At 65.8% G+C, this 23,343-nt stretch carries 27 protein-coding genes; 19 read left to right on the top strand and 8 right to left on the bottom strand.

Features of this window, described 5'->3' with window-relative positions:
• Positions 1–17: 17 nt before the first annotated feature.
• Positions 18–737, bottom strand: a complete 720-nt coding sequence (locus GGR48_RS14975; RefSeq protein WP_183952646.1) for a DUF5131 family protein — start codon at positions 735–737, stop codon at positions 18–20.
• Between the two features lie 92 nt (positions 738–829).
• On the opposite strand from GGR48_RS14975, the gene GGR48_RS14970 reads away from it, so the two are divergent.
• The 4 genes from GGR48_RS14970 to GGR48_RS14955 all read left to right on the top strand — a co-directional run bounded on the left by GGR48_RS14970 (position 830) and on the right by GGR48_RS14955 (position 3,214).
• Positions 830–1,297: a hypothetical protein gene (locus tag GGR48_RS14970; RefSeq protein WP_183952645.1), complete on the top strand. Its 468-nt coding sequence runs from the start codon at positions 830–832 to the stop codon at positions 1,295–1,297.
• Positions 1,298–1,520: 223 nt separating this feature from the next.
• Positions 1,521–2,018: a hypothetical protein gene (locus GGR48_RS14965; RefSeq protein ID WP_183952644.1), complete on the top strand. Its 498-nt coding sequence runs from the start codon at positions 1,521–1,523 to the stop codon at positions 2,016–2,018.
• Positions 2,019–2,167: 149 nt separating this feature from the next.
• Positions 2,168–2,710 (top strand): recombinase family protein, encoded by a 543-nt coding sequence (locus tag GGR48_RS14960; RefSeq protein ID WP_183952643.1) that lies wholly within the window; start codon positions 2,168–2,170, stop codon positions 2,708–2,710.
• 360 nt (positions 2,711–3,070) lie between these two features.
• The gene (locus GGR48_RS14955; RefSeq protein ID WP_183952642.1) at positions 3,071–3,214 is read left to right on the top strand and encodes a hypothetical protein; all 144 of its coding nucleotides are present in this window, start codon (positions 3,071–3,073) and stop codon (positions 3,212–3,214) included.
• Between the two features lie 15 nt (positions 3,215–3,229).
• Here the strand turns inward: GGR48_RS14955 and GGR48_RS14950 are convergent, their stop codons facing one another.
• Together GGR48_RS14950 and GGR48_RS14945 are read right to left on the bottom strand one after the other, a co-directional pair.
• Positions 3,230–3,646 carry a hypothetical protein gene (locus GGR48_RS14950; protein WP_183952641.1) on the bottom strand — a complete coding sequence of 139 codons (417 nt, stop codon included), beginning with the start codon at positions 3,644–3,646 and terminating at the stop codon, positions 3,230–3,232.
• Entirely contained in the window at positions 3,646–4,158 is a 513-nt protein-coding gene (locus tag GGR48_RS14945) for a T6SS effector amidase Tae4 family protein (protein WP_183952640.1), read from the bottom strand. Before GGR48_RS14945 ends, GGR48_RS14950 begins: the two co-directional genes overlap by 1 nt.
• 199 nt (positions 4,159–4,357) lie before the next feature.
• On the opposite strand from GGR48_RS14945, the gene GGR48_RS14940 reads away from it, so the two are divergent.
• Positions 4,358–4,840 carry a GNAT family N-acetyltransferase gene (locus tag GGR48_RS14940; RefSeq protein WP_183952639.1) on the top strand — a complete coding sequence of 161 codons (483 nt, stop codon included), beginning with the start codon at positions 4,358–4,360 and terminating at the stop codon, positions 4,838–4,840.
• A 3-nt stretch (positions 4,841–4,843) separates the two neighbouring features.
• On the opposite strand, the gene GGR48_RS14935 is transcribed toward GGR48_RS14940, so the two are convergent.
• A complete protein-coding gene (locus GGR48_RS14935) occupies positions 4,844–5,593 on the bottom strand; it encodes an SDR family NAD(P)-dependent oxidoreductase (RefSeq protein ID WP_183952638.1) in 750 nt (249 codons plus the stop codon).
• A gap of 114 nt (positions 5,594–5,707) precedes the next feature.
• Between GGR48_RS14935 and GGR48_RS14930 the strand changes: the two genes are divergently transcribed.
• From GGR48_RS14930 to ribA, 7 genes are all read left to right on the top strand, one after another.
• Positions 5,708–5,944 (top strand): hypothetical protein, encoded by a 237-nt coding sequence (locus GGR48_RS14930; RefSeq protein ID WP_183952637.1) that lies wholly within the window; start codon positions 5,708–5,710, stop codon positions 5,942–5,944.
• Positions 5,945–6,040: 96 nt separating this feature from the next.
• Positions 6,041–6,697 carry a DsbA family oxidoreductase gene (locus GGR48_RS14925; RefSeq protein WP_183952636.1) on the top strand — a complete coding sequence of 219 codons (657 nt, stop codon included), beginning with the start codon at positions 6,041–6,043 and terminating at the stop codon, positions 6,695–6,697.
• Positions 6,698–6,719: 22 nt separating this feature from the next.
• Positions 6,720–7,181: a peptide-methionine (R)-S-oxide reductase MsrB gene (gene msrB / locus GGR48_RS14920; RefSeq protein WP_183952635.1), complete on the top strand. Its 462-nt coding sequence runs from the start codon at positions 6,720–6,722 to the stop codon at positions 7,179–7,181.
• Positions 7,182–7,405: 224 nt separating this feature from the next.
• Positions 7,406–8,806, top strand: a complete 1,401-nt coding sequence (locus GGR48_RS14915) for a carbohydrate porin (RefSeq protein ID WP_338110548.1) — start codon at positions 7,406–7,408, stop codon at positions 8,804–8,806.
• Positions 8,807–8,956: 150 nt separating this feature from the next.
• Entirely contained in the window at positions 8,957–9,589 is a 633-nt protein-coding gene (locus GGR48_RS14910; protein ID WP_183952633.1) for a LolA family protein, read from the top strand.
• A 324-nt stretch (positions 9,590–9,913) separates the two neighbouring features.
• The gene (locus GGR48_RS14905) at positions 9,914–10,750 is read left to right on the top strand and encodes an exodeoxyribonuclease III (RefSeq protein ID WP_183952632.1); all 837 of its coding nucleotides are present in this window, start codon (positions 9,914–9,916) and stop codon (positions 10,748–10,750) included.
• Positions 10,747–11,811, top strand: a complete 1,065-nt coding sequence (gene ribA / locus GGR48_RS14900) for a GTP cyclohydrolase II (RefSeq protein WP_183952631.1) — start codon at positions 10,747–10,749, stop codon at positions 11,809–11,811. The genes GGR48_RS14905 and ribA overlap by 4 nt, the downstream gene beginning before the upstream one ends.
• Positions 11,812–12,110: 299 nt before the next feature.
• Here the strand turns inward: ribA and GGR48_RS14895 are convergent, their stop codons facing one another.
• Together GGR48_RS14895 and GGR48_RS14890 are read right to left on the bottom strand one after the other, a co-directional pair.
• Positions 12,111–12,779, bottom strand: coding sequence for an HAD family hydrolase (locus GGR48_RS14895; RefSeq protein WP_183952630.1), 669 nt, complete (start codon positions 12,777–12,779; stop codon positions 12,111–12,113).
• Entirely contained in the window at positions 12,776–13,435 is a 660-nt protein-coding gene (locus tag GGR48_RS14890; RefSeq protein ID WP_183952629.1) for a YggS family pyridoxal phosphate-dependent enzyme, read from the bottom strand. The genes GGR48_RS14895 and GGR48_RS14890 overlap by 4 nt, the downstream gene beginning before the upstream one ends.
• A gap of 22 nt (positions 13,436–13,457) precedes the next feature.
• Between GGR48_RS14890 and GGR48_RS14885 the strand changes: the two genes are divergently transcribed.
• Complete coding sequence (locus tag GGR48_RS14885; RefSeq protein WP_240456194.1) at positions 13,458–13,970, top strand: thiamine phosphate synthase; 513 nt, start codon at positions 13,458–13,460, stop codon at positions 13,968–13,970.
• Positions 13,971–14,609: 639 nt separating this feature from the next.
• Here the strand turns inward: GGR48_RS14885 and GGR48_RS14880 are convergent.
• Positions 14,610–15,317, bottom strand: a complete 708-nt coding sequence (locus GGR48_RS14880; protein WP_338110547.1) for a hypothetical protein — start codon at positions 15,315–15,317, stop codon at positions 14,610–14,612.
• A 223-nt stretch (positions 15,318–15,540) separates the two neighbouring features.
• On the opposite strand from GGR48_RS14880, the gene GGR48_RS14875 reads away from it, so the two are divergent.
• The 4 genes from GGR48_RS14875 to holA are packed head-to-tail and all read left to right on the top strand — an operon-like array spanning position 15,541 to position 20,046.
• Positions 15,541–15,975 carry a DUF3576 domain-containing protein gene (locus GGR48_RS14875; RefSeq protein ID WP_183952628.1) on the top strand — a complete coding sequence of 145 codons (435 nt, stop codon included), beginning with the start codon at positions 15,541–15,543 and terminating at the stop codon, positions 15,973–15,975.
• Between the two features lie 12 nt (positions 15,976–15,987).
• Entirely contained in the window at positions 15,988–18,489 is a 2,502-nt protein-coding gene (gene leuS, locus GGR48_RS14870) for a leucine--tRNA ligase (protein ID WP_183952627.1), read from the top strand.
• Positions 18,486–19,013 (top strand): LPS assembly lipoprotein LptE, encoded by a 528-nt coding sequence (gene lptE, locus GGR48_RS14865; RefSeq protein ID WP_183952626.1) that lies wholly within the window; start codon positions 18,486–18,488, stop codon positions 19,011–19,013. Before leuS ends, lptE begins: the two co-directional genes overlap by 4 nt.
• 13 nt (positions 19,014–19,026) lie before the next feature.
• Positions 19,027–20,046, top strand: a complete 1,020-nt coding sequence (gene holA, locus GGR48_RS14860; RefSeq protein ID WP_183952625.1) for a DNA polymerase III subunit delta — start codon at positions 19,027–19,029, stop codon at positions 20,044–20,046.
• Positions 20,047–20,450: 404 nt separating this feature from the next.
• Here the strand turns inward: holA and GGR48_RS14855 are convergent, their stop codons facing one another.
• The gene (locus GGR48_RS14855; protein ID WP_183952624.1) at positions 20,451–21,545 is read right to left on the bottom strand and encodes an alkene reductase; all 1,095 of its coding nucleotides are present in this window, start codon (positions 21,543–21,545) and stop codon (positions 20,451–20,453) included.
• A gap of 65 nt (positions 21,546–21,610) precedes the next feature.
• Here GGR48_RS14855 and GGR48_RS14850 point away from each other — a divergent pair, with 65 nt between their 5' ends.
• Both GGR48_RS14850 and GGR48_RS14845 read left to right on the top strand, forming a co-directional pair.
• Positions 21,611–22,618, top strand: a complete 1,008-nt coding sequence (locus tag GGR48_RS14850) for a DMT family transporter (RefSeq protein WP_183952623.1) — start codon at positions 21,611–21,613, stop codon at positions 22,616–22,618.
• Positions 22,615–23,289, top strand: a complete 675-nt coding sequence (locus tag GGR48_RS14845) for a COQ9 family protein (RefSeq protein ID WP_183952622.1) — start codon at positions 22,615–22,617, stop codon at positions 23,287–23,289. Before GGR48_RS14850 ends, GGR48_RS14845 begins: the two co-directional genes overlap by 4 nt.
• Positions 23,290–23,343: the final 54 nt, after the last annotated feature.

Below are 23,343 nucleotides of genomic sequence, written 5' to 3'. Positions count from 1 at the left end.
CGCGAACGGTGCACCCGTCATACCCGTAACGCTGCTCGACGAAGGGGGTCCCTTTTGGACGCCGATAGGGGGTCCTTTTTGGACGCCGATTGACAGCTACGCTTCGCCAAATCACGAATCCACTGAGGGTCCATCGGTCGCACGGTGTTCTCCTGACCGCTCTCGCCTCCCGCAATCAACCAGTCGATTTTCTCGATCTCGAGGCTTGGAAGCGCGTCGAGCAGCGGTTCCGCCGATACGAAACGCAGCTTAGCTGGAACCTTCAGTAACTCGCGCACTCGGGATTTCGCATATTTGTCCTCCTCGATGGACGTTCCTGCCCAAATGTTTTCAGACCAAATCAGCCCAAGCTCCTGCGTCTTTGCCGCCATGCGCGATGGACGCTTCGTCAAAACTTGGAAGGTGTGTTGCGGACAAGCGTTCATAATCTTGAAAGCCGCGATAATATCGGCGTCCGACGCGCTCTCGTGGAACATGTCAGACATCGAATTTGCGAAGAAAACGGTTGGGCGCTTCACCCGCAATGGCTTATTGAAGATGTGAGGAGGCGCGGTGCTGAGAACTCCAGTCCAATCTACGCGCGCCTCGTCGAAGTTTACCTCGGTGATCCCCGTGTAGTGCTCATGTCCAAAACGGTGCGCCATCTTGATCGCATAGCAGTGATGGCAGCCTGCGCTGATGCGTGAGCATCCAACGATTGGGTTCCACGTTGCATCAGTCCATTCAATTGCGCTCATGATTACTTTCCTCGATTGCCCGGAAGCAGCGCCGGTGAGCGAGGCATCTACCGCCCCTTGAGCGAGGCGGCGGAAAAGTTCATTTAAGCGGGATGGCGAAGGAACCGGGCTGGAAAGCGGCTCAAAAGCAAAATGCGGAGCGAGCGCGTTTGCGCGAAGTGGGGATGTTCAATGATCTCGCGCACTTTATCATGGAATTCCGGCTGAACGGAGGAGAGACGAGCTATCCTCCAGAGGCGCGAATGAGAGACTACCTCAATGCGCGTGGGTGGAAGGCCGAGCGCGGCGGACCCGTAAGTATTCGCACCGTTCAGGAGATGATCCGCCATATGGACCCTAATCTCGACGCACTGCCCAAGGCAGGTCCCGAGAGGATTGCTCGCATTGACGGCGAATTCCTTCCCGGCACAGAGACGATGTATGTCGGCTATTCTCCTGAGTTCTGGATGGAGTATCGGAACGCAGTGATGGGCGGGTGGAAACCGGCTGCGCGTAGAAGCCCCGGCGAGCTCGATGATCAAAATACCGAAGACGACCTTGGCAGCAGTTCCGTTTCGTGACCTTTCTACTTGCACGTCCGAACCGCCCGCCCGAGCCGTCACCCCGCTTCACCGTCTATCACCCCCATTCCGAAAACCCCCGCGCTGACCGCCCTCTCTGATCCGCAGAAAACCGTCTTTCGACGATGGTCGTGAGGCCTGTTCGACAAACGGATGATTGCGGAAAGAGGTGTTAACCGGCGAGACCGTAATCCGGGGAGCGATAGCGGGAGCCCCGGCCAGCATGTGGAATGACGACAATGCCATCTACGACGATGGCGAGTGGATCACTTGGACCGAGATCAACTCCCACCTCGAACGGTTAGAGTTCGAAGCCCGCTTCCCGGACCTCGAAGCCGATCTGGTGCCGATCTTCCAGAGCCTGCTTTCCACGGCGCAGCATTACTACGAACTAACCGGGCGGCATCTTCAGGTCTACGGCGACCTTGGCGAGCTATACGGCGTCATCACGCACGGGCTGAAGCTCCACCGCAACTACGCCCAAGGGTCGGACGGGAAGATCGGCAACCACTTCGTCGAGGTGAAGACCATCACACCGTTCAAGAGCAACGATGTCGTCGCCCTCAACCTCAAGCGCAACTTCAGCAAGGTGCTGGTCGTGAAGGTCAACGCCGACTTCGAGGTCAGGGGGAAGCTCATCGACCGCAAGGCGCTCCCCAAGACCAAGGGCGACCGGCTCATGCTCTCGTGGGATCAGTTCGAGCAGGCCGACGCCGCCTGAACGTCGCCGCCCCCCCCTGCGTCATGCCCGCCCCAACCGGGTAAACCCATAGAGACCGTCTCACGCGGGCGAGAACCGCGTCCCAAATAAGTTTCTCGACAATTTTGGTATCCGTGAGAGTCTCGGTCTTAGAACCAAAGGAGACATGGATGCTGGTCGGATACGGACGCGTGAGCACAACGAACCAGAGCCTCGACATCCAGCATGAGACGCTGCTCGCCGCAGGATGCGAGAAGGTCTTCAGCGAGAAGCTCAGCGGACGCTCAACGACCGACCGGGATCAACTCAACGATGCCCTCGACTTCGTCCGTGAAGGCGACACGTTCGTCGTTACCCGGCTCGACCGTCTCGCCCGCAGCGTCGGCGACCTTCACCGGATCATCGAGCGGCTGACCGAGAAGAAGGTCGCATTCCGCTGCCTCAACCAGAGCGGGGTCGATACCGACACCAGCACCGGGCGGCTCATGTTGTCGATCCTCGGTGCCGTCGCCGCCTTCGAAAATGACATCCGGCGTGAGCGCCAACTCGAAGGGATCGAGAAGGCCAAGCTGGCAGGCAAATATCGCGGTCGGCCCGCGAGCATCGACACCGAACGCGTGAAGGCGCTCAAGGAGACCGGCATGGGTGCCGCCCAAATCGCCAAGGCGATGAACATCGGTCGCGCGTCGGTCTACCGGGCGCTCGCAGCGTGAAAGGCGATCCGCAGAGCCTCACAGAGCCTCAGGAGCGGCTCGTCGAGGACCGCCGAGATCATTGTCCTGCGCGTATCCCTGATGCTCCAGAAGCCTCTCAGGGCGCACCTGATGATGATCTCGACACGGTCACTGATCGACCGTCGATCAAGACCATAATCGCTCGACTGCGCGCGTCCCGTAGCCCCCTCGCCGGGGGCTTGGCTCAGGCCTGTGATCCGCTCCCTTCGCCCGCTCCAGCGATTTGCTTTAGCAAGTCGCCTGATCGTCAGGGACGGTCCATTACAACCCATCGAATATAACTCAGATCGCATGCATCAGGCATGGTGCGTTCTGTCGGCTTGTGCATACACTCAGGTGATGAAAAACCTGTCGCCCTTTGGCGCGCTTCTGATCTTCGGGTTCATCGGCCTGCTGACGGGCAAGTTCGGGCTGTGGTTCCCGCTTGGCCTGCTGGCCGCCGTGGTGATCGCGGTTGCGCAGAATGGCCGGCGGGGCGAATGAGCGCCCGCGTGGCGATCAGCGTGATGCACCGGTGCGATAGTCTTGCGCCAACGCCTTGCTCGCCGTTTCGATGGATCGCCGGACAGCCGCGAGATTTGCGATCTGCCCACAGGTCATGACCGGTAAGGATATGGCTGGACTTTGCGGCCCTTCCCCCTGCCCTTGCGCTATGCCCGAGCGAGCCAATTCGGCCTTCACCGCATCGGCGACCGGCGTCCATTTCTCGGCCGGACCATGCGCCCTTTGCATGATCGCGCCTGCCCAGCGCTCTCCTTGATCTTTCAGATACGCATTCTGCTGATACGCAAAACAGCTCGCCATCGCGTAGGCGACGACATCTTCATGCAAAACTGCAGGCGTTTCGGCCTTTGCCGGCATGGGCTGCTCTCCACAACCGCCGAGCAACACCAAGAAAATCAGTGATTGTCGCATCATGCCAACTCCCAGAACTCGCCACGCGATGTCTTGGCGCTGCCATTCGTATAGGTAGCATAGTTATCATGCCCCGGCTCACGATACCGTACGCCATCCCATAAAGCGATGTGACCGCTGGCATCAGACCAGTTTACAGTGAATGCAACAATGCCGCGCTTGCCGCGAAACGCGCTATCATAGGGACTGGCATTATCTACCAGAGGCTTTCCAAGCAGCCTTAGGAGGTAAGCGCGAAATTCGGTCACACGGAAAATAATGCGTGCCCCATCAGCAACCCCCAAGGTTTGCGCACCCGCCGCTCGTGCGATTACCGCATTGATGGGCGCTCCGCCTTTGTTGAAAGCTACGCTCAGACGGCTAGCACATGTGTTACCATTAGGACCAAATCCCGGCGCCTCGATGTTTCGTGCGGCAGCTCCTCCGAGATGACTATAAAGGTCTCGAAGCGAGGGGTAGGCTTCATGATCGGGAAAGGCAGACCATATTTTAGCGAGGACAGGTTTGGCCATCGTTAAAGGCTCCTGGATTCTTCGACTATGGTACATAGTCTATTCTACCACCCAAAAAACCGCAATTGGAACGTCAAGTTAAGGACAAAGCGATTCCGTCACCTCAAAGCATGAGTGGGCCTTCACCATCCTTTTAAGTCGCCATACTCCAATACCATTGGCATGTGCCCTATCCGGCCAGCCTTTATCAGAGTTCTCCATGCCGATTCGCCCCGCCACCCCCACCGACGCGCCCGCCATCGCCGCGATCATCCTGCCGGTGATCCAGGCGGGCGAGACCTATGCGCTCGATCCCGCCATGACCGAGGCGGCGGCGCTGGCCTATTGGCTGGGGGAGGATAAGCGGACATTCGTGTTCGAAGAGGAGGGCGAGATCCTCGGCACCTATTATCTGCGCGCCAATCAGGCCGGCGGCGGGGATCATGTCGCCAATGCGGGGTATATGACCGGTGCCGCCGCGCGTGGGCGCGGGCTGGCGCGGGCGATGGCGCTGCATTCCTTCGACGAAGCGCGGGCGCGGGGCTTTGTGGCGATGCAGTTCAACTTCGTGGTCGGCGCCAACGTCGCCGCCGTGCATTTGTGGACGGCGCTGGGCTTCGCGACGGTCGGGCGGGTGCCCGGCGCCTTCCGGCATCCGCGCCTGGGGGCGGTCGATGCGCTGGTGATGCACCGACCGCTATAGGATCTACCCTGCGCGGGCGACCTGGAAGCCAGCGAAGGACTGGCTGACCGGCATCAGCTCCAGCCGGTTGATGTTGAGGTGCGGCGGCAGCTCGGCGACCCAGAGCAGAGTGGCGGCGATGTCGTCCGCCGTCATCGGGTCCGAGCCCGCATAGAGTGCATCCGACGCCGCCTGGTCGCCGCCGGTGCGGACGGTGGTGAACTCGGTCTCGACCATGCCCGGCTCGATCGAGGTGACGCGCACCCCCTTGCCATGCAGGTCGGCGCGCAGGTTCAGCGAGAATTGCTTCACGAACGCCTTGGTCCCGCCATAGACGTTGCCGCCGGTATAGGGATAGTTCGCCGCCACCGAGGACAGGTTGATGATCCCCCCGCGCCGTTCGATCAGGCGCGGCAGCAGCCGGTGGGTGATGGTGATCAGCCCGTCGATATTGGTCGCGATCATCGTTCGCCACTGGGCCAGATCGCTGTCCTGCGCCGGCTTGGTGCCGAGCGCGAGGCCGGCATTGTTGATCAGCAGGTCGATGTCCGCGAACGCCTCCGGCAAGCCCGCCAGCGCCGTATCGAGCGCCCCCTCGTCGGTGATGTCGAAGGCGAGCGGATGGAACGCCGCCCCCAGCTCGTCCGCCAGCGCCTGAAGCCGGTCGGCGCGACGCCCCGTCCCGATCACCCGCCAGCCGGCCGCGACGAAGGCGCGTGCGGCGCCGGCACCGATTCCGGCGGTGGCTCCGGTAATGAGGGCGGTTCGGGTCATCGGTCGATCTCCATGGAAAGGCTTGGGCGCGCCTGATGTGGCGCAAATGGCACCGCGACGAAAGCGGTCAGCCCCCGCTTCGTTCCAGCCCTTTGTTTTCCGGGCTTTTCCCGGATGGCGCCCATCCGCCCGGTATCGCACTCTATCGGCCGAAGGGAGCGGATCATAGGCTATGTCGCCAATACCGACCTGACGCGCGTGCCTGCCGGCCAAACGCTGTCGCCGCGCGCGCAGGGTGGCCGGTGCCTGTTCCGGCCCGCCGGGGAGATGACCCCGGCGGACGACGAACCGCTGCATGTCGTCTATCCGCGCGCGCCCGACGGCCCCGAGCGGTGGACGCGGATTTACTGACGCAGCGTTTCCCGGGCCGCCCCTTTGCACGGGCAAGCCCCCTCCCCACATCATGGTCCATCCCCCCGCGCCCCGTCGCGTCAGTCAGGACCATCCATGCCCCGCCCGATCCGTATCGATTTCGTCTCCGACATCTCCTGCCCCTGGTGCATCATCGGGTTGCGCGGGCTGGAGATCGCGCTGGAGCGGTTGGGCGACGCGGTCGAGGCGGACATCCATTTCCAGCCGTTCGAGCTGAACCCGGCGATGGCGCCCGAGGGCGAGAATATCATCGAACATATCGGCCGCAAATATGGCGCAACGCCCGAACAATCGGCGGCCAACCGCGCCAATATCCGCGAGCGTGCCGCCTCGGTCGGCTTCACCATGGCGATGACCGACACATCGCGTATCTATAACAGCTTCGACGCGCATCGCCTGCTCCACTGGGCGGGGATCGAAGGGCGTCAGACGGCGCTGAAGCATGCGCTGTTCGACAGCTATTTCACGCACGGTGAGGATATTTCCGACCATGACGTGCTGATCGCCGCCGCCGTCCGCGCCGGGCTCGACGCCGAGCAGGCCCGCGCAATCCTGTCCTCCGACCTTTATGCCACCGAGGTGCGCGAGGCCGAGAGGCTGTGGCAGGGGCGCGGCATCCAGTCGGTGCCCGCGATCGTCATCGACAATCGCTATCTCATCTCGGGCGGCCAACCGCCCGAATCGTTCGAGCAGGCGCTGCGCCAGATCGCCGCCGAACCCGTTCAAGCCTGATCCCCTTTCGAAAGGAGCCCCCATGGCCGACACCCGTTATGCCAAGACCGAGGAAGCCCTGTCGCGGCTGACCCCCGAACAATATTATGTGACCCAGCAAAGCGGCACCGAGCGTCCCGGCACCGGCGAATATCTGCATACGCGCGAGCCGGGCCTGTATGTCGACATCGTCTCGGGCGAGCCGCTGTTCGCCTCGGCCGACAAGTTCGATTCGCATTGCGGCTGGCCCAGCTTCACCCGGCCGATCGAGCCGGCGCATGTCAACGAACTGCGCGACACCACGCACGGCATGATCCGCACCGAGGTGCGCTCGGCGCATGGCGACAGCCATCTGGGCCATGTCTTCCCCGACGGCCCGCGCGATCGTGGCGGCCTACGCTACTGCATCAACTCCGCCTCGCTGCGCTTCGTGCCGCTGGGGGAGATGGAGGCGGAAGGTTATGGCGACTATGTCGACCAGGTCCGCGCAGCGGAGCAGGGGTGACCTCTTTCCTCCCCTGCAAGGGGAGGGGGACCAGCGAAGCTGGTGGAGGGGTGTAACCGGTTGCGAGGATAGAGTTACCTCTCGGGCGTGGGACACCCCTCCGTCAGGGCTTTGCCCTGCCCCCCCCCTGCCAGGGGAGGAATAGGCGCTTGACGCATACGGCACCTTTCCCCGGATCGATCGTTTGCAACGCGAAACGATAAGGGTCGGGGAAAGGGGCTATGATGAAGGCGATGATCTGGGGCTGGGCCCCCTTACTGGTCGCCGCACCGGTTTGGGCGCAGCAGACCACCGACCCCGTCCCCTCGGCCTCGCGTGTCGTTCCGGAGGCCGCCACCGGCGATACGCAGCGCCCGCCCCGCCGCCGCGCGGTGCGCCCCTCCGATAGCGCGCCCTCGGCGATCACCGCCGACACGCGCCGCACGCCGCCGCCGGGGCTGATCGGCGACTGGCACGACATCCGCACCCGGCTGGGCCGGCGGGGTATCACCGTCACCGCGCGCTATGCCTCGGAAAGCGCGGTCAATGTGACGGGCGGGCGCAAGACGCTGTTCCGCGAAACCGGGCAGTTCGACGCCGGCGCGCTGTTCGATCTGGAAAAGGTCATGGGGCTGAAGGGCGGGGCGTTCCAGGCCACGCTCACCTATCGCCGGGGCCGCAACCTCAGCGACGATGCGAATTTGGGTACGCTGCAACAGGTGCAGGAGGTCTATGGCCGGGGCCAGACTCTGCGCCTCACCCAATTCTGGTACGAACAGCGGATCGGCGAGCGGTTCGAGGTGAAGCTGGGCCGCACCAATCCGGGCGAGGATTTCGCGATCTTCTCCTGCCACTTCATGAATTTGAGCTTTTGCGGCGCGCAGCCGGGCAATCTGGTCGGCGACTATTGGCAGAACTGGCCGGTCAGCCAATGGGGCGTGCGGCTGCGCTACGAACCGCGTGACGACCTGTATGTCCAGAGCGCGGTCTATGAGGTCAATCCGCGCAATCTGGATACCGACTTCTTTATCGGCCATTTCCGGGGTGCGACCGGGGTGCTGGTCCCCGCCGAAGTCGGCTGGATCAACCATCCCACCGCCGGGCGGATCGGGTCGTACAAGCTGGGCGGCTGGGTCAGCACCGCCGATGCGGCCGACGTCTTCCTCGACATCAACCGTCGCCCGCTCGCGATCACCGGCCTCGCCCCGCTGGAGCGGAGCAGCCGCTACGGCGTCTATATCAACATCCAGCAGCAGCTGACCGGCGAGACCAAGGACGGCAAGGCGGAAAATGGCCTGAGCGTCTTCGTCAACGCCACCCAAGCGGACCGCGCGACCAGCGTCACCGACAATCAGGTCGCCGCCGGGCTGTTCTACAAGGGGCTGGTGCCCGCCGTGCCCGGCGACGTGCTGGGCATCGGCGTGGCGCGCACGCATGTGAACGGACGGGTGGCGGACGGGCAACGGCTCGATCCCACGCGGCCGGCGGTGCAGGGATCGGAATATGCCGCCGAGGTGTATTACAGCATCCACCCCGCCGAATGGTTGGAGATGCGCCCCAATGTCCAGTTCATCCATCATCCCGGCGGCTATGCCCAGGCGGACGATGTCACCGTGCTGGGCCTGAAGGCCGCGTTGACGCTGTAAGAGACTCTTTGAAAACATGCCGGAGGCACGTTTTTGGGGCACCGGCCCGAAACTCGCTTTCAGCGAGTTTCCAAGCCGACCCTGATTCCGCGATTCACGACCCGTTCAATAGGCCGCCCGCATGAGTGACGGCTCCAAAGGAGTGTTTTGATGATCCGTTCGATGATGGCGTCCGCCCTGCTGGCGCCGACCGCCATGGCGATGGTCGCCGCGCCCGTGCCCGCCATGGCGCAGGCCGGCGGCGATCTGGCGGCGGTGCAGCGCTCGCTTCAGGCGCTGACGACGATGACCGCCGACTTCACCCAGACGGACCGCGCCGGCAAGGTGCTGACCGGGACGCTGACCATGAAGAAGCCGGGCAAGATCCGCTTCCAATATGAAAAGGGCGTGCCGCTGCTGATCGTCGCCGATGGCGGCGCGCTGACCTTCATCGACTATTCGGTGCGGCAGGTGCAGCGCTGGCCGATCAAGAACTCGCCGCTGGGCGTGCTGATCGACCCCAGCCGCGACATCGGTCGCTATGCCAAGGTCGTGCCCAGCGCCGACTCGCGGCTGCTCTCGGTCGAGGCGAACGACCCCAAGCATCCCGAATATGGCAAGATCACGCTGGTCTTCGCCCGCGACGCCGCCGCGCCCGGCGGGCTGATGCTGCAAGGCTGGGTCGCGCTCGACAGCCAGAACAACCGGACGACGATTCGCCTGTCGAATCAGCGCTACGGCGTCGCGGTGGACGACAAGGCGTTCCGATTCAACGACCCACGGAGGTCGGCGGCGCGTAACTGAACGCTTCCGGGCAATTTCATTCATCCGGGCGACAGGTTTCCTGTCCTATCAGGGCGTTGCGGTTGAGGGGCATTCGAGATTCCCCCCTGTTGCTTGAATGAGCACCCTCATCCCGCCTGCGTGACGAACGCTAGGTCGGCCCTCGCTCCATGCCCCCGGAGCGAGGGCCTTTCCGTATGTACATCTATTCCTCCCCTGCAAGGGGAGGTGGCAGGGCGAAGCCCTGACGGAGGGGTGTCCCCGCGGGATGAGCAGCCTTCTCTAACGACTGGGGACACCCCTCCACCATGCTGCGCATGGTCCCCCTCCCCTTGCAGGGGAGGAATGAGGGTGGCGGTAACCTTGTCTCACCCCCTGCCCCCCGCTACATCGCGTCCCGTGAAAATCGCCTCCTGGAACATCAATTCGGTGCGGTTCCGCGCCGCCATCGTCGAACAGTTTCTGACCGAGGCTGCGCCCGACGTCCTGTGTCTTCAGGAGACGAAGGTCGTCGATGACGACTTCCCCTTCGAGCTCTTCCGGTCGCTCGGCTACGACCACATCGTCATCCACGGCCAGCGCATGCACCACGGCGTCGCGATCGCCAGCCGCGTGCCGATCGTCGAGGACGACCGCCTCGACTGGCAGGCCAATGCCGAGGCGCGGCATGTCGGCGTGCGGCTGCCCAACGGGGTGCGGCTGGAGAATGTCTATATCCCGGCGGGCGGCGACGTGCCCGACCGCGAGGTGAATCCGAAATTCGGCCAGAAACTCGATTTCCTCGGCCGCATGATCGACTGGTCGGGCCGGCTCGACTGCCCCACCATCCTGACCGGCGACTTCAACATCGCCCCGCTCGAGTCGGACGTGTGGAGCCACAAGCAGTTGCTCGACGTGGTCAGCCATACGCCGATCGAGGTCGAGACGCTGGCCAGGCTCCAGGCCTCGAACGACTGGGTCGATCTGGGCCGTCACTTCATCCCCGCGCCCGAGCGGCTCTATACCTGGTGGAGCTACCGCGCGAAGGATTGGGCGGCGTCGGATCGCGGGCGGCGGCTCGATCATATGTGGGCGACGCGCGACGTGGCGGACAAGGCGACCGGCCACCGCGTGTTCGAGGGGTGCCGCAGCTGGCTCAAGCCCTCCGACCATATCCCGATCATGACGGAATTCGATTTTTGAGCGCCGATCCGAAGGCGCCTGATGCCCGGGCGGCGGCGCGCGCCATCGACGCGCTGCGTCGGGGGTGGCCGATCGCGATCAACGGCGTCGCGCTGCTGGCGGTCGAGACGGCCGATCCGATGCGTCTGGCCGGTTTCGATCCCGAAGGGCAGGCGCCGGTCCTGATCTCGGCCGGACGCGCCGCGACATTGAAGCTGACCAACCAGATGGAGGCCGCCGACCCGGATGCCGCCGTGCTGGTCGAACGCGCGCCCTGGATCGACTTTCCGGCCGCGACCGCGCTCGCCGATCCGCAATTCGACCTCGCGACACCGCTCAAAGGCCCCTATCGCGCGCTTCCCCTGCCCGATCCGGCGGTCGCGGCGGCGGCGATCCGGTTCGCGCGGATCGCGGGGCTGCTGCCGGCCTTCTTCGTCGGCGGAACGGGCGTGGAGGCGTCGCTGACGGTCGCCGACATCGTCGCGCATGAAAATGCCGAGGCGCTGGCCATCGCCACCCGCGCGCGCCTGCCCGTGGCGGGGGCGGAGGATGCCGAGATCGTCGCCTTCCGCTCGCCCCATGCGGCGGGCGAGCATGTCGCGCTGCTGATCGGCCAGCCGAATGGCCAGCCGCCGCTGGTGCGGTTGCACAGCGAATGCCTGACCGGCGATGTGCTGGGCAGCCTGAAATGCGATTGCGGACCGCAGCTCCATGCCGCGATCCATGCCATCGCCGACTCGGGCTGGGGCATATTGCTGTACCTGCGCCAGGAGGGGCGCGGGATCGGGCTGGTCAACAAACTGCGCGCCTATCAGTTGCAGGATCAGGGCTTCGATACGGTCGACGCCAACACCCGGCTGGGCTTCGCCATCGACGCGCGCGATTTCGGCGTGGCGGCGCGGATGCTGACGCTGCTGGGACAGGACAAGGTGCGGCTGCTGACCAACAACCCGGCCAAGGTCGCGGGGCTGGATGCCGCCGGCGTGCGCGTGGTCGAGCGGGTGGCGCACAGCCTGCCGCCCAATCCGCATAACGAACGCTATCTGGCGACGAAGCGGGACCGGACCGGGCACCAGTTGTAGGGGACCCACCTCAAACATCCGTTCCGCCTGAGCGACGTCGAAGGCCAAGGGCCGCCCCTGTGTGGCACAGTGGGGAACGTGCACTTCGACTTCGCTCAGTGCGAACGGAGGGTGGGGCTTGGACGTGCGGGCTCGGGAAGCGCCGCGTGCGTCGGACGACGTGAGAGATCCAGCCCCCCTCGCCACATCCCCAACCGCCGTTCACGCTGAGCGCAGTCGAAGCGCACGTTCCACGCTTTGCCAGACAGGTCTTTCCCGTGGCCTTCGAACTTCGCTCAGGCTGAACGGTCGTGGGGGTGTCAGACCCCCAATTCGCGCCGCACGTCGGCATAATCCTGCGCAATGGCCGACACGCCGATGTCGCGCAGCCGCTGGTCGTGCCCGACCGCGCAGTGCGTGCCCATGCACATGCCGATGACATAGCCCCCGCTCGCCACCGCGCCGGTCGCGCCGACGGGGGAGTCCTCCAGGATCGCACAATCCGCGATGGCCACGCCCAGCCGGTCGGCGGCGTACAGATACAGGTCGGGCGCCGGCTTGCCGCGCGTCACATGCTCGCGACCGCTATAGATATGTTCGCCGAACGCCTCGCGCAGGCCGAGATGGCGCAAGTGGCGGTCGATCCACACCGTCGGGCTGGACGACACCACCGCCTTGGGAAAGTCGGCGGGCAGCGACCGGACGAAGTCGACCGCGCCGGTGATCGCCATCACGCCCTCGTCCATCGCGCGGACATCCTCGACCCGCCGCGCCTCGTAGAAGGACTCCGGCAGTACATGGCCGATCCGCCCCTCGATCGTCGCGATGAAGTCCTTGCCCGCCAGCCCCATATAATGATGCATCGCCTCTTCCGGCGTATGCGGATGGCCGTTGGCGGTCAGCCATTCGGCAAGGTGGCGATTGCCCTCATATTCGCTGTCGATCAGGACGCCGTCGAAATCGAACAGCAGCGCGGCGAAGCGGCTCATCCGCGTGCCCCGAACAGGGCGCTGCCGATGCGGACATGGCTGGCGCCCAGCATCGCGGCGACTTCGTAATCCTCGGACATGCCCATGCTGAGCTTGGCTACGCCCAGCTCGCGCGCCATCTTGGCGAGCAGCGCGAAATAGGGCGCGGCGTCGACCCCGTGCGGCGGGATCGCCATCAGCCCGACGATCGGCAGACCGGCGGCGCGTGCCTGTTCCAACATGGCGGGCGCCTCGGCGATGGCGCAGCCGCCCTTCTGCTCCTCCTCGCCGATATTGACCTGGAGGAAGCAATCGGGCCGTTGGTCGCTCTTGTCCATCGCCTCGGCCAGCGCGGTGATCAGCGAGGGGCGGTCGACGGTGTGGATCACGTCGAACAGCGCGACCGCGTCGGCCGCCTTGTTCGACTGCAACTGGCCGATCAGATGGAGTTCGACGCCGTCATAGCCGTCGCGCAGCGCCGGCCATTTGGCGGCGGCCTCCTGCACGCGGTTCTCGCCGAACACGCGGTGGCCGGCCTCCAGCAGCGGACGGATCGTGTCGGCATCATGCGTCTTCGACACCGCGATCAGGGTCGGGGTCGCATGGTCCCCGAGCTTGGCGGCACGCTGAAGCTCGGCGGAGACGGTGGCAAGTCGGGAAACGCTGTCGTCGGTCATGCCCGGCGCTATAGTCGCTGGCATGGCCGACCGATACCCCGTGACATGGCTGATGACCGATGAGCGGCTGGGCGACGGGCTATGGACCGCGCTGCGACGGTTGCCGCCGGGGTCGGGGGTCGTGTTCCGCCACCACGCGACGCCCCCGGCCGTGCGCCGGACGATCCACCGAAGGGTCTGGCGGATCGCGCGGGCGCGGGGGTTGGTGCTGCTGGTGGCTGGCGGCGGTCTGCCCGGCGACGGCGTGCACAAGTCGGGGAGAGGCAAGGGATTGCGCAGCTGGCCCGCGCATGATCGGGCGGAAGCGGTTGCGGGGTGGCAGGCCGGGGTCGATCTGTTGTTCGTCTCGCCGCTTTTCGCCACCCGGTCACACCCCGGGGCATCCGGCATCGGCCCCGCGCGGGCGGCACGGATCGGGCGTGGGCTGGGCCTGCCCCTGATCGCGCTGGGCGGCATGAACGCGGAGCGCTTTCGTCGCCTGCGGGGGCGATTCGACGGCTGGGCCGCGATCGATGCCTGGGGTGGTGCGGGCTGAGTCATCCGGGAACGAACTGCGCTCTCTTTGCCGGCAGTCTCGTTTCGCGAATGAATGTGTTCGCGCGGAGACGCGAAGACGCGGAGGTGTCCGGCGTTGGGCAACGTCAGACCCTTCTCGCAGACGTGGAAAGAGGACAGACATTCGATCTGGCCCAGCACCTTCTGCGTTCTCCGCGCCTCCGCGCGAACAACGTCTTCCGAACTGCTTGGATCGAGCGCGAAGGATCGCATCCGATCATCGGCGGGATTTCGACGTGCCAATGGAAGCGACGTGGCTGGGCCAGCCATGCCAATGCGAGTCGTACCACGTTGATGCCCAACCCTCGGCGCAAATGGATTTTGTTCGCGCAGAGGCGCAGAGGCGCAGAGGACGCGGAGGGGGCTCGCGCGGGGTAACGCCTTGCCTTCCCCTCGGGCATAGTCAGTGGGCAGACATCCGATCTGGCCCCACACTCCCTGCGTCCTCTGCGCCTCTGCGCGAACAATTTTATCTTAAAGACGCAAACCGAACGCCGGTGATCATCCGCTCATGGACGAGCGCTTTGCTGCCTCCGGAGATCATGCAGAAGACGCGCAAGGCACAAAGCAGCGACGCTCCGATGGAGCGTCGCACCCGCAAAACCGCATTACGCGAGGGTCAGAACCGGAAGGCGGTTCCCAGATACACCGCCTGGCTGTTGCGGCGATCGTCGTCCAGGCGGGCCAGGCGCTCGCGGTCCGAGCGATAGCGAACGCCCGCCGTCACATCCAGGTTGCGGGTCAGCGCATAGGAGCCGCCCATGTCGAGCGAATAGCTGGACGGCGTATCGATCAGCTTGGCCACGCCCTCGATCGGGCGATCGGTCGAGGCCTTCACGCGACCCGTGAAGCGATTGGCGGTATAGCTGACCGCGACATCGGCGGTCTCGCGGCTGCCCGGCATGCCGGCCAGATCGATGCGCGCGATGTCGCTGGACACGGCCAGCCGCTTCCAGCCGACCGCGACGCCCAGATTGTACGAAATCGGCGCCAGGCCGACCGTCGGCGCGACATTGGCGGCGATCCGCTCGTCATTGGTACGGCTGGTCCGGGCACGCACCGCGACGGTGACCGGGCGGCTGGTGCCACGCTGGCTTTCGGCAGGCGTAAAGCGCAGGTCGCCGGCGTCGAGGCCACCGCGCGCGAAGATGGCGGCGAGGCGGGGATCGGCCGATGCCGGCGTGAAGCCCCCGGTGCCGCGCAGGCTCAGCGTCCGCTTCGGCACGCGCGTGCCCTGATCGACCGCACCGATGGCGGGCGCGACCATCGCCGTCGTGGCGGCCAGCGCCCCGATAGCAAGTCCGATCACCACACGCCCGAACGACACGATCCACCCCTTTAGATGACAATCCCTCTGGAGATCGGTCCTAACATGGAATCATGTCGGAGCGATCCCATTGTTACGCGCCCGATCGCGAATCTTGTCCGACTGTTGCCCGGTATCCACAGAATCGCCCTCATCGCACGCGCGCTTGCCGGGGTGGCGGGGCCCCTGTAGAGCGATACGCAACCCTTATTCCCAGTCCTTATTCGCAGTCAGGATAATGCCGATGCTTCGCCGTTCCGCCACCGCGTTCGCGGTTATCGCCGCCCTGTCGCTCGGCGCCTGTGCCGGCAAGAAGGACCGCCCGCAGGCCGATCTGGCCGCGTCGAAGGTGACGACGATCGGCGTGAACTCCTATCTGTGGCGCGCCAGCCTCGACACGCTCAGCTTCATGCCGCTGACCGAGACCGATTCGAACGGCGGCGTGATCGTGACCGACTGGTACATCAACCCGCAGGTCCCGACCGAGCGGATGAAGGTGACCGTCACCATCCTCGACCAGGATCTGCGCGCCGATGCGCTGCGCGTGACCGCACTGCGCGAGGTCAATCGCGGTGGCCAGTGGGTCGCCGCCCCCGTCCAGGCCGCGACCACGCAGAAGCTGGAAGACATCATCCTCACCAAGGCGCGCGACCTGCGCCGTGCCTCGATCACGAAGTAAAAGACGAGAAGAATGGCCTCGCGTTTCAACGCCCTGAAATCGGATTCGACCTGGCAGCGGATCTGGGAAGAGCGGCGCACCTTCGCCGCCGACGATCACAGCTCCAAGCCGCGCTCCTATGTCCTCGAGATGTTTCCCTATCCGTCGGGGCGCATCCATATGGGGCATGTCCGCAACTATACGATGGGCGACGTGCTGGCGCGCTATCGGCGGATGATCGGGCATGAGGTGCTCCACCCGATGGGCTGGGACGCGTTCGGCATGCCCGCCGAGAATGCCGCGATGGAAAAGGGCGTCCATCCGGGCGGCTGGACCCGCGACAATATCGCGACGATGAAGGCGCAGTTGAAGCGGCTGGGTTTCGCGCTCGACTGGACGCGCGAGATCGCGACCTGCGAGCCCGATTATTACGGGCATGAGCAGGCGCTGTTCCTCGACCTGTACGCGGGCGGGTTGGTGTACCGCAAGGAATCGGCGGTCAACTGGGACCCGGTCGATATGACCGTGCTGGCCAACGAACAGGTGATCGACGGGCGCGGCTGGCGCTCGGGCGCGCTGGTCGAGAAGCGCAAGCTGAACCAGTGGTTCCTCAAGATCACCGACTTCGCCGACGAACTGCTGGAGGGTCTGACGACGCTCGAGCATTGGCCCGACAAGGTGAAGCTGATGCAGGAGAACTGGATCGGCCGCAGCAAGGGCCTCCAGTTCCGCTTCGCCCCCGTCGCGCCCTTCGCGACGCCGATCGAGGTCTATTCGACCCGTCCCGACACCATCTTCGGCGCGAGCTTCGTCGCGATCGCGGCGGATCATCCGATTGCGCGCGAACTGGCCGAGACCAACGCCGACGCCGCCGCGTTCATCGAGCGGTGCAAGGCGGGTGGCACGACCGCAGCCGAGCTGGAGACGCAGGAAAAGCTGGGCTTCGACACCGGCTATCGCATGCAGCATCCGATGGATGCGGCGATCACCCTGCCCGTCTATATCGCGAACTTCGTGCTGATGGACTATGGCACGGGCGCGGTCATGGGCGTGCCCGCGCATGACCAGCGCGACCTGGATTTCGCGCGCAAATATGGCCTGAGCGTCACCCGCGTCGTCGCCGATGGCGATGTCACCGCGCCGGTGTTCGAAGGCGACACCGCCTATACCGGTAGCGGGCAGCTGGTGAACTCCGGCCCACTCGATGGCATGGATGTCGAGGCCGCCAAGGCCGCCGTCATCGCGCGGGCCGAGGGCGAAGGCTGGGGTCAGGGCCAGACGGTGTATCGCCTCCGCGACTGGGGCGTCAGCCGCCAGCGTTATTGGGGCACGCCGATCCCGATCATCCATTGCGAGGATTGCGGCGCGGTGCCGGTCCCCAAGGACCAGTTGCCGGTCACCCTGCCCGAGGACGTGACCTTCGACGTGCCGGGCAATCCGCTCGACCGGCATGCGACGTGGAAGCATGTCGACTGCCCGACCTGCGGCAAGCCGGCCCGGCGCGAGACCGACACGCTCGACACCTTCGTCGATTCGTCCTGGTACTTCATCCGCTTCGCCAGCCAGCCCAAGGATCGCCCGTTCGATCCCGAGGTGGTGAAGCAGTGGCTGCCGGTCGGCCAGTATATCGGTGGCGTCGAGCATGCGATCCTGCACCTGCTCTATGCCCGCTTCTGGACCCGCGCCTTGAAGCATATCGGCCTGATCGACGTGGCGGAGCCGTTCGCAGGGCTCTTCACGCAGGGTATGGTCACGCACGAGAGCTACAAATCCTCGGACGGCCGCTGGCTCGCGCCCGGCGAAATCCGCGACGGCATCGAGATCGCGACCGGACAGCCGATCACGGTCGGCCGCGTCGAGAAGATGTCCAAGTCCAAGAAGAACACCGTCGATCCCGAGCCCATCGTGGATCAGTACGGCGCGGACGCGGTACGCTGGTTCATGCTGTCCGACAGCCCGCCCGAGCGCGACCTGCCCTGGTCGGAAGCGGGCATCGAGGGGTCGTGGCGCTTCGTCCAGCGCTTGTGGCGTCTGTTCGACGGTTCGGAAGCGGCCGAGGGCGAGGACAAGGCGCTGTCCCGCAAGCTGCACCAGACCATCGCGGGCGTCGCGGCGGATATCGAGGCGCTGGCCTTCAACAAGGCGGTCGCCAAGCTGTACGAGCTGGTCAACGCCATCGAAAAGGCCAAGCCGTCGGCGTCGCGCAACGCGGCGATCCGTACCACCATGCTGCTGGTCGCACCGATGGTCCCGCATCTGGCAGAGGAAGCCTGGGCCGGGATGGGTCAGGATGGCCTGATCGCCGACGCCGCCTGGCCGGTGGTCGACGAAAGTCTGCTGGTCGAGGACGAGGTCACCGTCGCGGTGCAGGTCAACGGCAAGCTGCGCGACACGCTGACCATCGCCAAGGGACTGCCTAAGGATCAATTGGAGGCGACCGCGCTGGCGTCGGACAAGATCGTCCGCGCGCTCGACGGCGCCACCCCGAAAAAGGTGATCGTGGTGCCTGATCGTCTGGTAAACATCGTCGCATGATGCGCGCCCCGACCCTGCTCGCCGCCCTCGGGCTGACGCTCGCTTTGTCGGGCTGCGGCCTGCACCCGCTTTATGCCGGGGGCAGCCAGGGCGCGGTGGCGACCGCGCTGTCGGGGGTGGAGGTCGCCCCTATCCAGGGCAAGGCGGGCTGGCTGATGGCCAATGCGCTGCGCGACCGGCTGGGCAATGGCCAGGGTGGCGGGGCGCGTTACCGGCTGGACGTCAAGCTCGACGACCAGATCAAGGGCCTGGGCGTGCGGCGCGACGACTCGGTCACGCGCGAACGCCGGGTGCTGCGCGCGCGCTATCAGCTGATCGACCAGACGAGCAACGCGGTGCTGGTCGATTCGACCGCCGGTTCGGATGCCGGCATCGACGTCGTCCGCTCGGAATACGCCACCATCGCGGCGGAGAATACCGCGCTCGAACGGCTGGCGGTGATCGTCGCGGATGAGATCGTCGCGCGGCTGGCGACCTATGCCCGGGCGCGTCCCGCCGGCGAGGCGCCGGTCGCCCGCCCGTGAAGGCCCCTGCTTCGTGAAAGCCAATGCCGGGCAAATCCGTCAGGCGCTGAGCCGCCCGTTGGCCGATGTCCGGCTCTATCTGCTGCACGGCCCCGATGAGGCCGGTGCGAACGAACTGGCGCGGCTGCTCGCCCAGGCGATGGGGTGCGAGGCGGAGCGGATCGACCTCGACTCGGCGACGCTGAAGAGCGACCCCGCACGGCTGACCGACGAGGCGGCGGCGCTGTCGCTGTTCGGCGGCCCACGCTTCATCCGCATCGCCAGCGTCGGCGAGGAGGGGCTGGCGGCGTTCACCGCGCTGCTGGAGGCGGAATCGGCGGGCAATCCGGTCGTCGCTATCGCCCCCACGGTCAAGACCACCGCCAAGATCGTCAAGCTCGCGCTCGATTCGCCGCAGGCGATGGCGTTCGGCTGCTATGCGCCGACCGCCGCCGATGCCGAACGGCTGGCCGTGACCATGGCGGGCGAGATGGGATTGCGGCTGGCCGCCGGCGTGCCCGCCAGACTGGTCGAGGCGGCGGGCGCGGACCGCGCGGTCATCACCCGCGAGCTGGAAAAGCTGGCGCTCTATCTCGACGCCGATACCGACCGACCGCGCGAGGTCGATCATGCCGCGATGGACGCGATCGGCGCCGATCTGGGCGAGGCGGAGATGGGCGACGCAGTCGAGGCGGTAGTCGAGGGCCGCGTCGGCGATCTGGGCGGCGAGCTGGCCTTGCTGGACGAAGGCGGGGCATCGCCCATCCCCTGGCTGCGCGCACTGGCGCGGCGGCTGGTCGCGCTGGCGGAGATGCGCGCCGATAGCGACAAGGGCGAACCGGTCGAGGCGGTGATGAAGCGCCACCGCGTCTTCTTCCGCGACGAGGCGAAGACGGCGCGCGCGCTGCGCCGCTGGACGCCCGCCATGCTGGCCCGCGCGCTGGCCCGCATCCGCGCCGCCGAACGCGCGGTGATGGCACCCGGCAATGCCGGCGCGGTGCTGGCCGAGGCGGAAGCGACGATCATCGCGCAGGGTATCGCGCGGCGGGGGTAGCGCGCCGAAAGTGTAATCATTGAAACAAGCCCCTCCCCTTTAGGAGCATCAGGTAAACCGCGCCCCGCGCGGTTTAGATCAGGCTGGGAGCCTGATCGACCTGATACTGGGTTGGGGTGGGGCCTCTCCATCGATGCACGGCTCGCGGAAGCGCCCCACCCCCGTCCCCTCCCCTGAAGGGGAGGGGTGTTTAGAGCGGGATAACGTCAGTTTGACCCAAGCCGTCATTGCGAGCGTAGCGAAGCAATCCAGAGCGTCTTGCCTGGACACTGGATTGCTTCGCTACGCTCGCAATGACGAAGCCACCTCATGTCATCCTTCTCTAAACGTCAACTCACCCTGACTTTGGAATTAAGCCCCCTTGCAGGGGAGGACAAAAAGGGGGGCCGAAGCCCCCCTTCCCATCACGCCGCGCGCGATTGTTCGTCGAGCGTGGGATAGTCGATGTAACCCTCCGGCCCCTGGCTGTACCAGGTCGCCATGTCGCTCTGGTTCAGCGGCGCGTCGATGCGCAGGCGCTCGGGCAGGTCGGGGTTCGCCAGGAAGGTGCGGCCGAAGGCGATGCCGTCCGCCACACCCGAATCGAGTGCGGCCTGCGCCTTGGCGCGGCTGTCGAAATCGCTGTTCAGGATCAGCGGGCCCTGGAACACCTCGCGAATCTGCGGCGACAGCTTGGGCACGTCGGTGCGGCCATAGGTGCCGTCCGGTCCGATCTCGCGCAGTTCGAGGAAGGCGATGCCCAAATCCGACAGCATCCGGGCAGCGGGCACGAAGACCGAGGCGGGATCGCTGTCGTCCACGCCCTGGCTGGCGCCGTTGGGCGAGAGGCGGACGCCGACACGCTCCTTGCCGGCGACCGAGATCACCCGCTCGGCGATCTCGCGCAGCAGGCGGATGCGGTTTTCCGGCGAACCGCCATATTCGTCCTCGCGGTGGTTGGCCCCGTCGCGCAGGAATTCATCGATCAGATAGCCGTTGGCAGCATGGATCTGCACCCCGTCGAACCCGGCGGCCAGCGCGTTGCGCGTCGCGCGTTCATAGTCGTCGAGGAGACGCGGGATTTCGGACAGTTCGAGCGGGCGCGCGGTTTCGAAATCCTGCTTGCCCTCGAAGGTGTGCGCCTGCCCCTCGGTACGGGTGGCCGAGGAGGACACCGGCTGCATCCCCGTCACCGAGCTGTGGACCTGACGGCCCATATGCCAGAGCTGCGCGACGATGCGGCCGCCCGCCTTGTGCACGGCGTCGGTCACCGGCTTCCAGGCCGCGACCTGCTCATCGGTCCACAGGCCGGGCGCATAGGGCCAGCCCAGACCTTCGCGGCTGATGCCGGTGGCTTCGGAGATGATCAGGCCCGCACCGGCGCGCTGGGCATAATATTCCGCCATGATCGGGGTCGGCACCGCCTCACGGGTGGCACGGGCGCGGGTGAGCGGCGCCATCAGGATACGGTTGGGGGCGTGGATCGCCCCGAGATCGATGGGATCGAACAGCGTTGGCATGGTATTGCAATCCTTTTGCGGCCTTTCCGGCCTGACGCAACGCAGATAGGGCGTTAAGGGACCCTATGCCCGTGTCCCGCCCCCCAAGAAAAAGTGAACACGCTGAAAGCGAACGTCTTTCGGACCGGGACGGCACCATTGTGGCGCCACCCGCCGCGCCGCCGCCGCTCGCCTTCGCCGCCGTGATCCTGGCCAATGTCGCGCTCGCCTTCGGTCCGCTTCTGGTGCGCATGGCCGATACGGGGCCGGTGGCCTCGGCCTTCTGGCGGATCACGCTGGCCGCGCCCGTGCTGGCGATCGTCGCGTTCCTTTCGCCCGCGCGCCCCCGCATGCCGGGCAAGGGGCAGGCGATGCTGTGGTCGGTCCTGCTGATCAGCGGCATCGCCTTTGCCGGCGATCTGGGCACCTGGCATATCGGCATCCGCCAGACGACGATGGCCAATGCCACGCTGTTCGGCAATTCGGCGACCTTCATCTTCCCGCTCTACGGCTTCCTGGTCGCGCGCGCCTGGCCCTCGCGGACGCAGGGCATCGCGCTGCTGTTGGCGGCGGTGGGCGCGGGGCTGCTCATGGGGCGCAGCTATCAGGTCGATCCGCGCCATCTGGTCGGCGATCTGCTGTGCGTGCTCGCCGGGCTGCTCTATGCGGTCTATTTCATCCTGATGTCGCGGGTGCGCAGCCTCATGCCCCCGGTCCCGGCGCTCGCCTGGTCGACCGTGTCCAGCATCGTGCCGCTGTTCGTCTTCGCCACGCTATTGGGCGAGCGGGTCTGGCCCGAGCATTGGAGCGCGCTGATCCTGCTCGCGCTGGGGAGCCAGATCATCGGTCAGGGGTTGATGATCTACGCGCTGGGGCTGCTCAGCCCGCTGGTCGTCGGCCTCGCCCTGCTGGTCCAGCCGATGGTGGCGACGGCGATCGGCTGGCTGGTCTATGGCGAGACGCTGGCCCTGCCCGACCTGATCGGCGTGGCGATGGTCGCCGTGGCGCTGGTGCTGGTACGACGCGGATCGGGCAAGACGCCCGGTAAGACTGTTGCCAAGCCCGCCGACATGGACGACGAGAGACGCATATGACCGAGGCTGCCATGACCGATGTTCAGGACCTGACTCTCGACGAGGTGCGCGCGCTGCTGGCGGACGGAATCGCGTCCAACGCCGCCTTCGACGGCTGGGGCGACGATGCGCGCGACATGGCGGCGGATGCGGCGGGCGTCGACCGCGACATCGCCCGCCTCGCCTTCAAGGACGGGCCGGTCGCGATAATCGACGCCTGGTTCGCGCATATCGACCGGGCGATGGTCGCGGCGGTGCCGGTCGAACAGGCCGCCGCGATGAAGATCCGCCAGCGCATCACCGCGCTGGTCGAGGCACGGCTGGACGCCGCCGCCCCGAATCGCGAGGCGCTACGCCGCGCGCTGACCATCCTGGCGATGCCGCAGAACGCCGCTACGGGCGCGCGACTCGGCTGGCGGACGGTCGATGCGATCTGGGCGCAGGCGGGCGACACCGCCACCGACTATAATCATTACACCAAGCGCGCGACGCTGTTCGCCGTCTATGCCGCGACGATCGCCGCCTTCCTGAACGACGACAGCGAAGGCCATGCGGATACGCGTGCCTTCCTCGCCCGCCGGATCGAGGGGATCATGCGGTTCGAGAAGTGGAAGGCCGGCATGGTCAAGCGCGGCGAGAATATGCCCAGCCTGTCGCGGTTTATCGGGCGGTTGCGGTATCCGGCGGTTTGAGGGGGATGCGGGGGTAGGGATTCCCTTGGCCTTCGACTTCGCTCAGGCTGAACG

Origin of the sequence: Sphingomonas pseudosanguinis (genome assembly GCF_014196255.1) — a bacterium.
Lineage (GTDB): Bacteria > Pseudomonadota > Alphaproteobacteria > Sphingomonadales > Sphingomonadaceae > Sphingomonas > Sphingomonas pseudosanguinis.
Note: the sequence above shows the minus strand (reverse complement) of the source record. Positions and strands in the feature narration are given on the sequence as shown.

Excerpts from the sequence above, each read along its gene's own strand:
- GGR48_RS14975 (WP_183952646.1), bottom strand. The coding sequence starts at position 737 with ATGAGCGCAATTGAATGGACTGATGCAACGTGGAACCCAATCGTTGGA.
- GGR48_RS14970 (WP_183952645.1), top strand. The coding sequence starts at position 830 with ATGGCGAAGGAACCGGGCTGGAAAGCGGCTCAAAAGCAAAATGCGGAG.
- GGR48_RS14965 (WP_183952644.1), top strand. The coding sequence starts at position 1,521 with ATGTGGAATGACGACAATGCCATCTACGACGATGGCGAGTGGATCACT.
- GGR48_RS14960 (WP_183952643.1), top strand. The coding sequence starts at position 2,168 with ATGCTGGTCGGATACGGACGCGTGAGCACAACGAACCAGAGCCTCGAC.
- GGR48_RS14955 (WP_183952642.1), top strand. The coding sequence starts at position 3,071 with ATGAAAAACCTGTCGCCCTTTGGCGCGCTTCTGATCTTCGGGTTCATC.
- GGR48_RS14950 (WP_183952641.1), bottom strand. The coding sequence starts at position 3,646 with ATGCGACAATCACTGATTTTCTTGGTGTTGCTCGGCGGTTGTGGAGAG.
- GGR48_RS14945 (WP_183952640.1), bottom strand. The coding sequence starts at position 4,158 with ATGGCCAAACCTGTCCTCGCTAAAATATGGTCTGCCTTTCCCGATCAT.
- GGR48_RS14940 (WP_183952639.1), top strand. The coding sequence starts at position 4,358 with ATGCCGATTCGCCCCGCCACCCCCACCGACGCGCCCGCCATCGCCGCG.
- GGR48_RS14935 (WP_183952638.1), bottom strand. The coding sequence starts at position 5,593 with ATGACCCGAACCGCCCTCATTACCGGAGCCACCGCCGGAATCGGTGCC.
- GGR48_RS14930 (WP_183952637.1), top strand. The coding sequence starts at position 5,708 with ATGGCGCCCATCCGCCCGGTATCGCACTCTATCGGCCGAAGGGAGCGG.
- GGR48_RS14925 (WP_183952636.1), top strand. The coding sequence starts at position 6,041 with ATGCCCCGCCCGATCCGTATCGATTTCGTCTCCGACATCTCCTGCCCC.
- msrB (WP_183952635.1), top strand. The coding sequence starts at position 6,720 with ATGGCCGACACCCGTTATGCCAAGACCGAGGAAGCCCTGTCGCGGCTG.
- GGR48_RS14915 (WP_338110548.1), top strand. The coding sequence starts at position 7,406 with ATGAAGGCGATGATCTGGGGCTGGGCCCCCTTACTGGTCGCCGCACCG.
- GGR48_RS14910 (WP_183952633.1), top strand. The coding sequence starts at position 8,957 with ATGATCCGTTCGATGATGGCGTCCGCCCTGCTGGCGCCGACCGCCATG.
- GGR48_RS14905 (WP_183952632.1), top strand. The coding sequence starts at position 9,914 with ATGAGGGTGGCGGTAACCTTGTCTCACCCCCTGCCCCCCGCTACATCG.
- GGR48_RS14895 (WP_183952630.1), bottom strand. The coding sequence starts at position 12,779 with ATGAGCCGCTTCGCCGCGCTGCTGTTCGATTTCGACGGCGTCCTGATC.
- GGR48_RS14890 (WP_183952629.1), bottom strand. The coding sequence starts at position 13,435 with ATGACCGACGACAGCGTTTCCCGACTTGCCACCGTCTCCGCCGAGCTT.
- GGR48_RS14885 (WP_240456194.1), top strand. The coding sequence starts at position 13,458 with ATGGCCGACCGATACCCCGTGACATGGCTGATGACCGATGAGCGGCTG.
- GGR48_RS14875 (WP_183952628.1), top strand. The coding sequence starts at position 15,541 with ATGCTTCGCCGTTCCGCCACCGCGTTCGCGGTTATCGCCGCCCTGTCG.
- leuS (WP_183952627.1), top strand. The coding sequence starts at position 15,988 with ATGGCCTCGCGTTTCAACGCCCTGAAATCGGATTCGACCTGGCAGCGG.
- lptE (WP_183952626.1), top strand. The coding sequence starts at position 18,486 with ATGATGCGCGCCCCGACCCTGCTCGCCGCCCTCGGGCTGACGCTCGCT.
- GGR48_RS14855 (WP_183952624.1), bottom strand. The coding sequence starts at position 21,545 with ATGCCAACGCTGTTCGATCCCATCGATCTCGGGGCGATCCACGCCCCC.
- GGR48_RS14850 (WP_183952623.1), top strand. The coding sequence starts at position 21,611 with ATGCCCGTGTCCCGCCCCCCAAGAAAAAGTGAACACGCTGAAAGCGAA.
- GGR48_RS14845 (WP_183952622.1), top strand. The coding sequence starts at position 22,615 with ATGACCGAGGCTGCCATGACCGATGTTCAGGACCTGACTCTCGACGAG.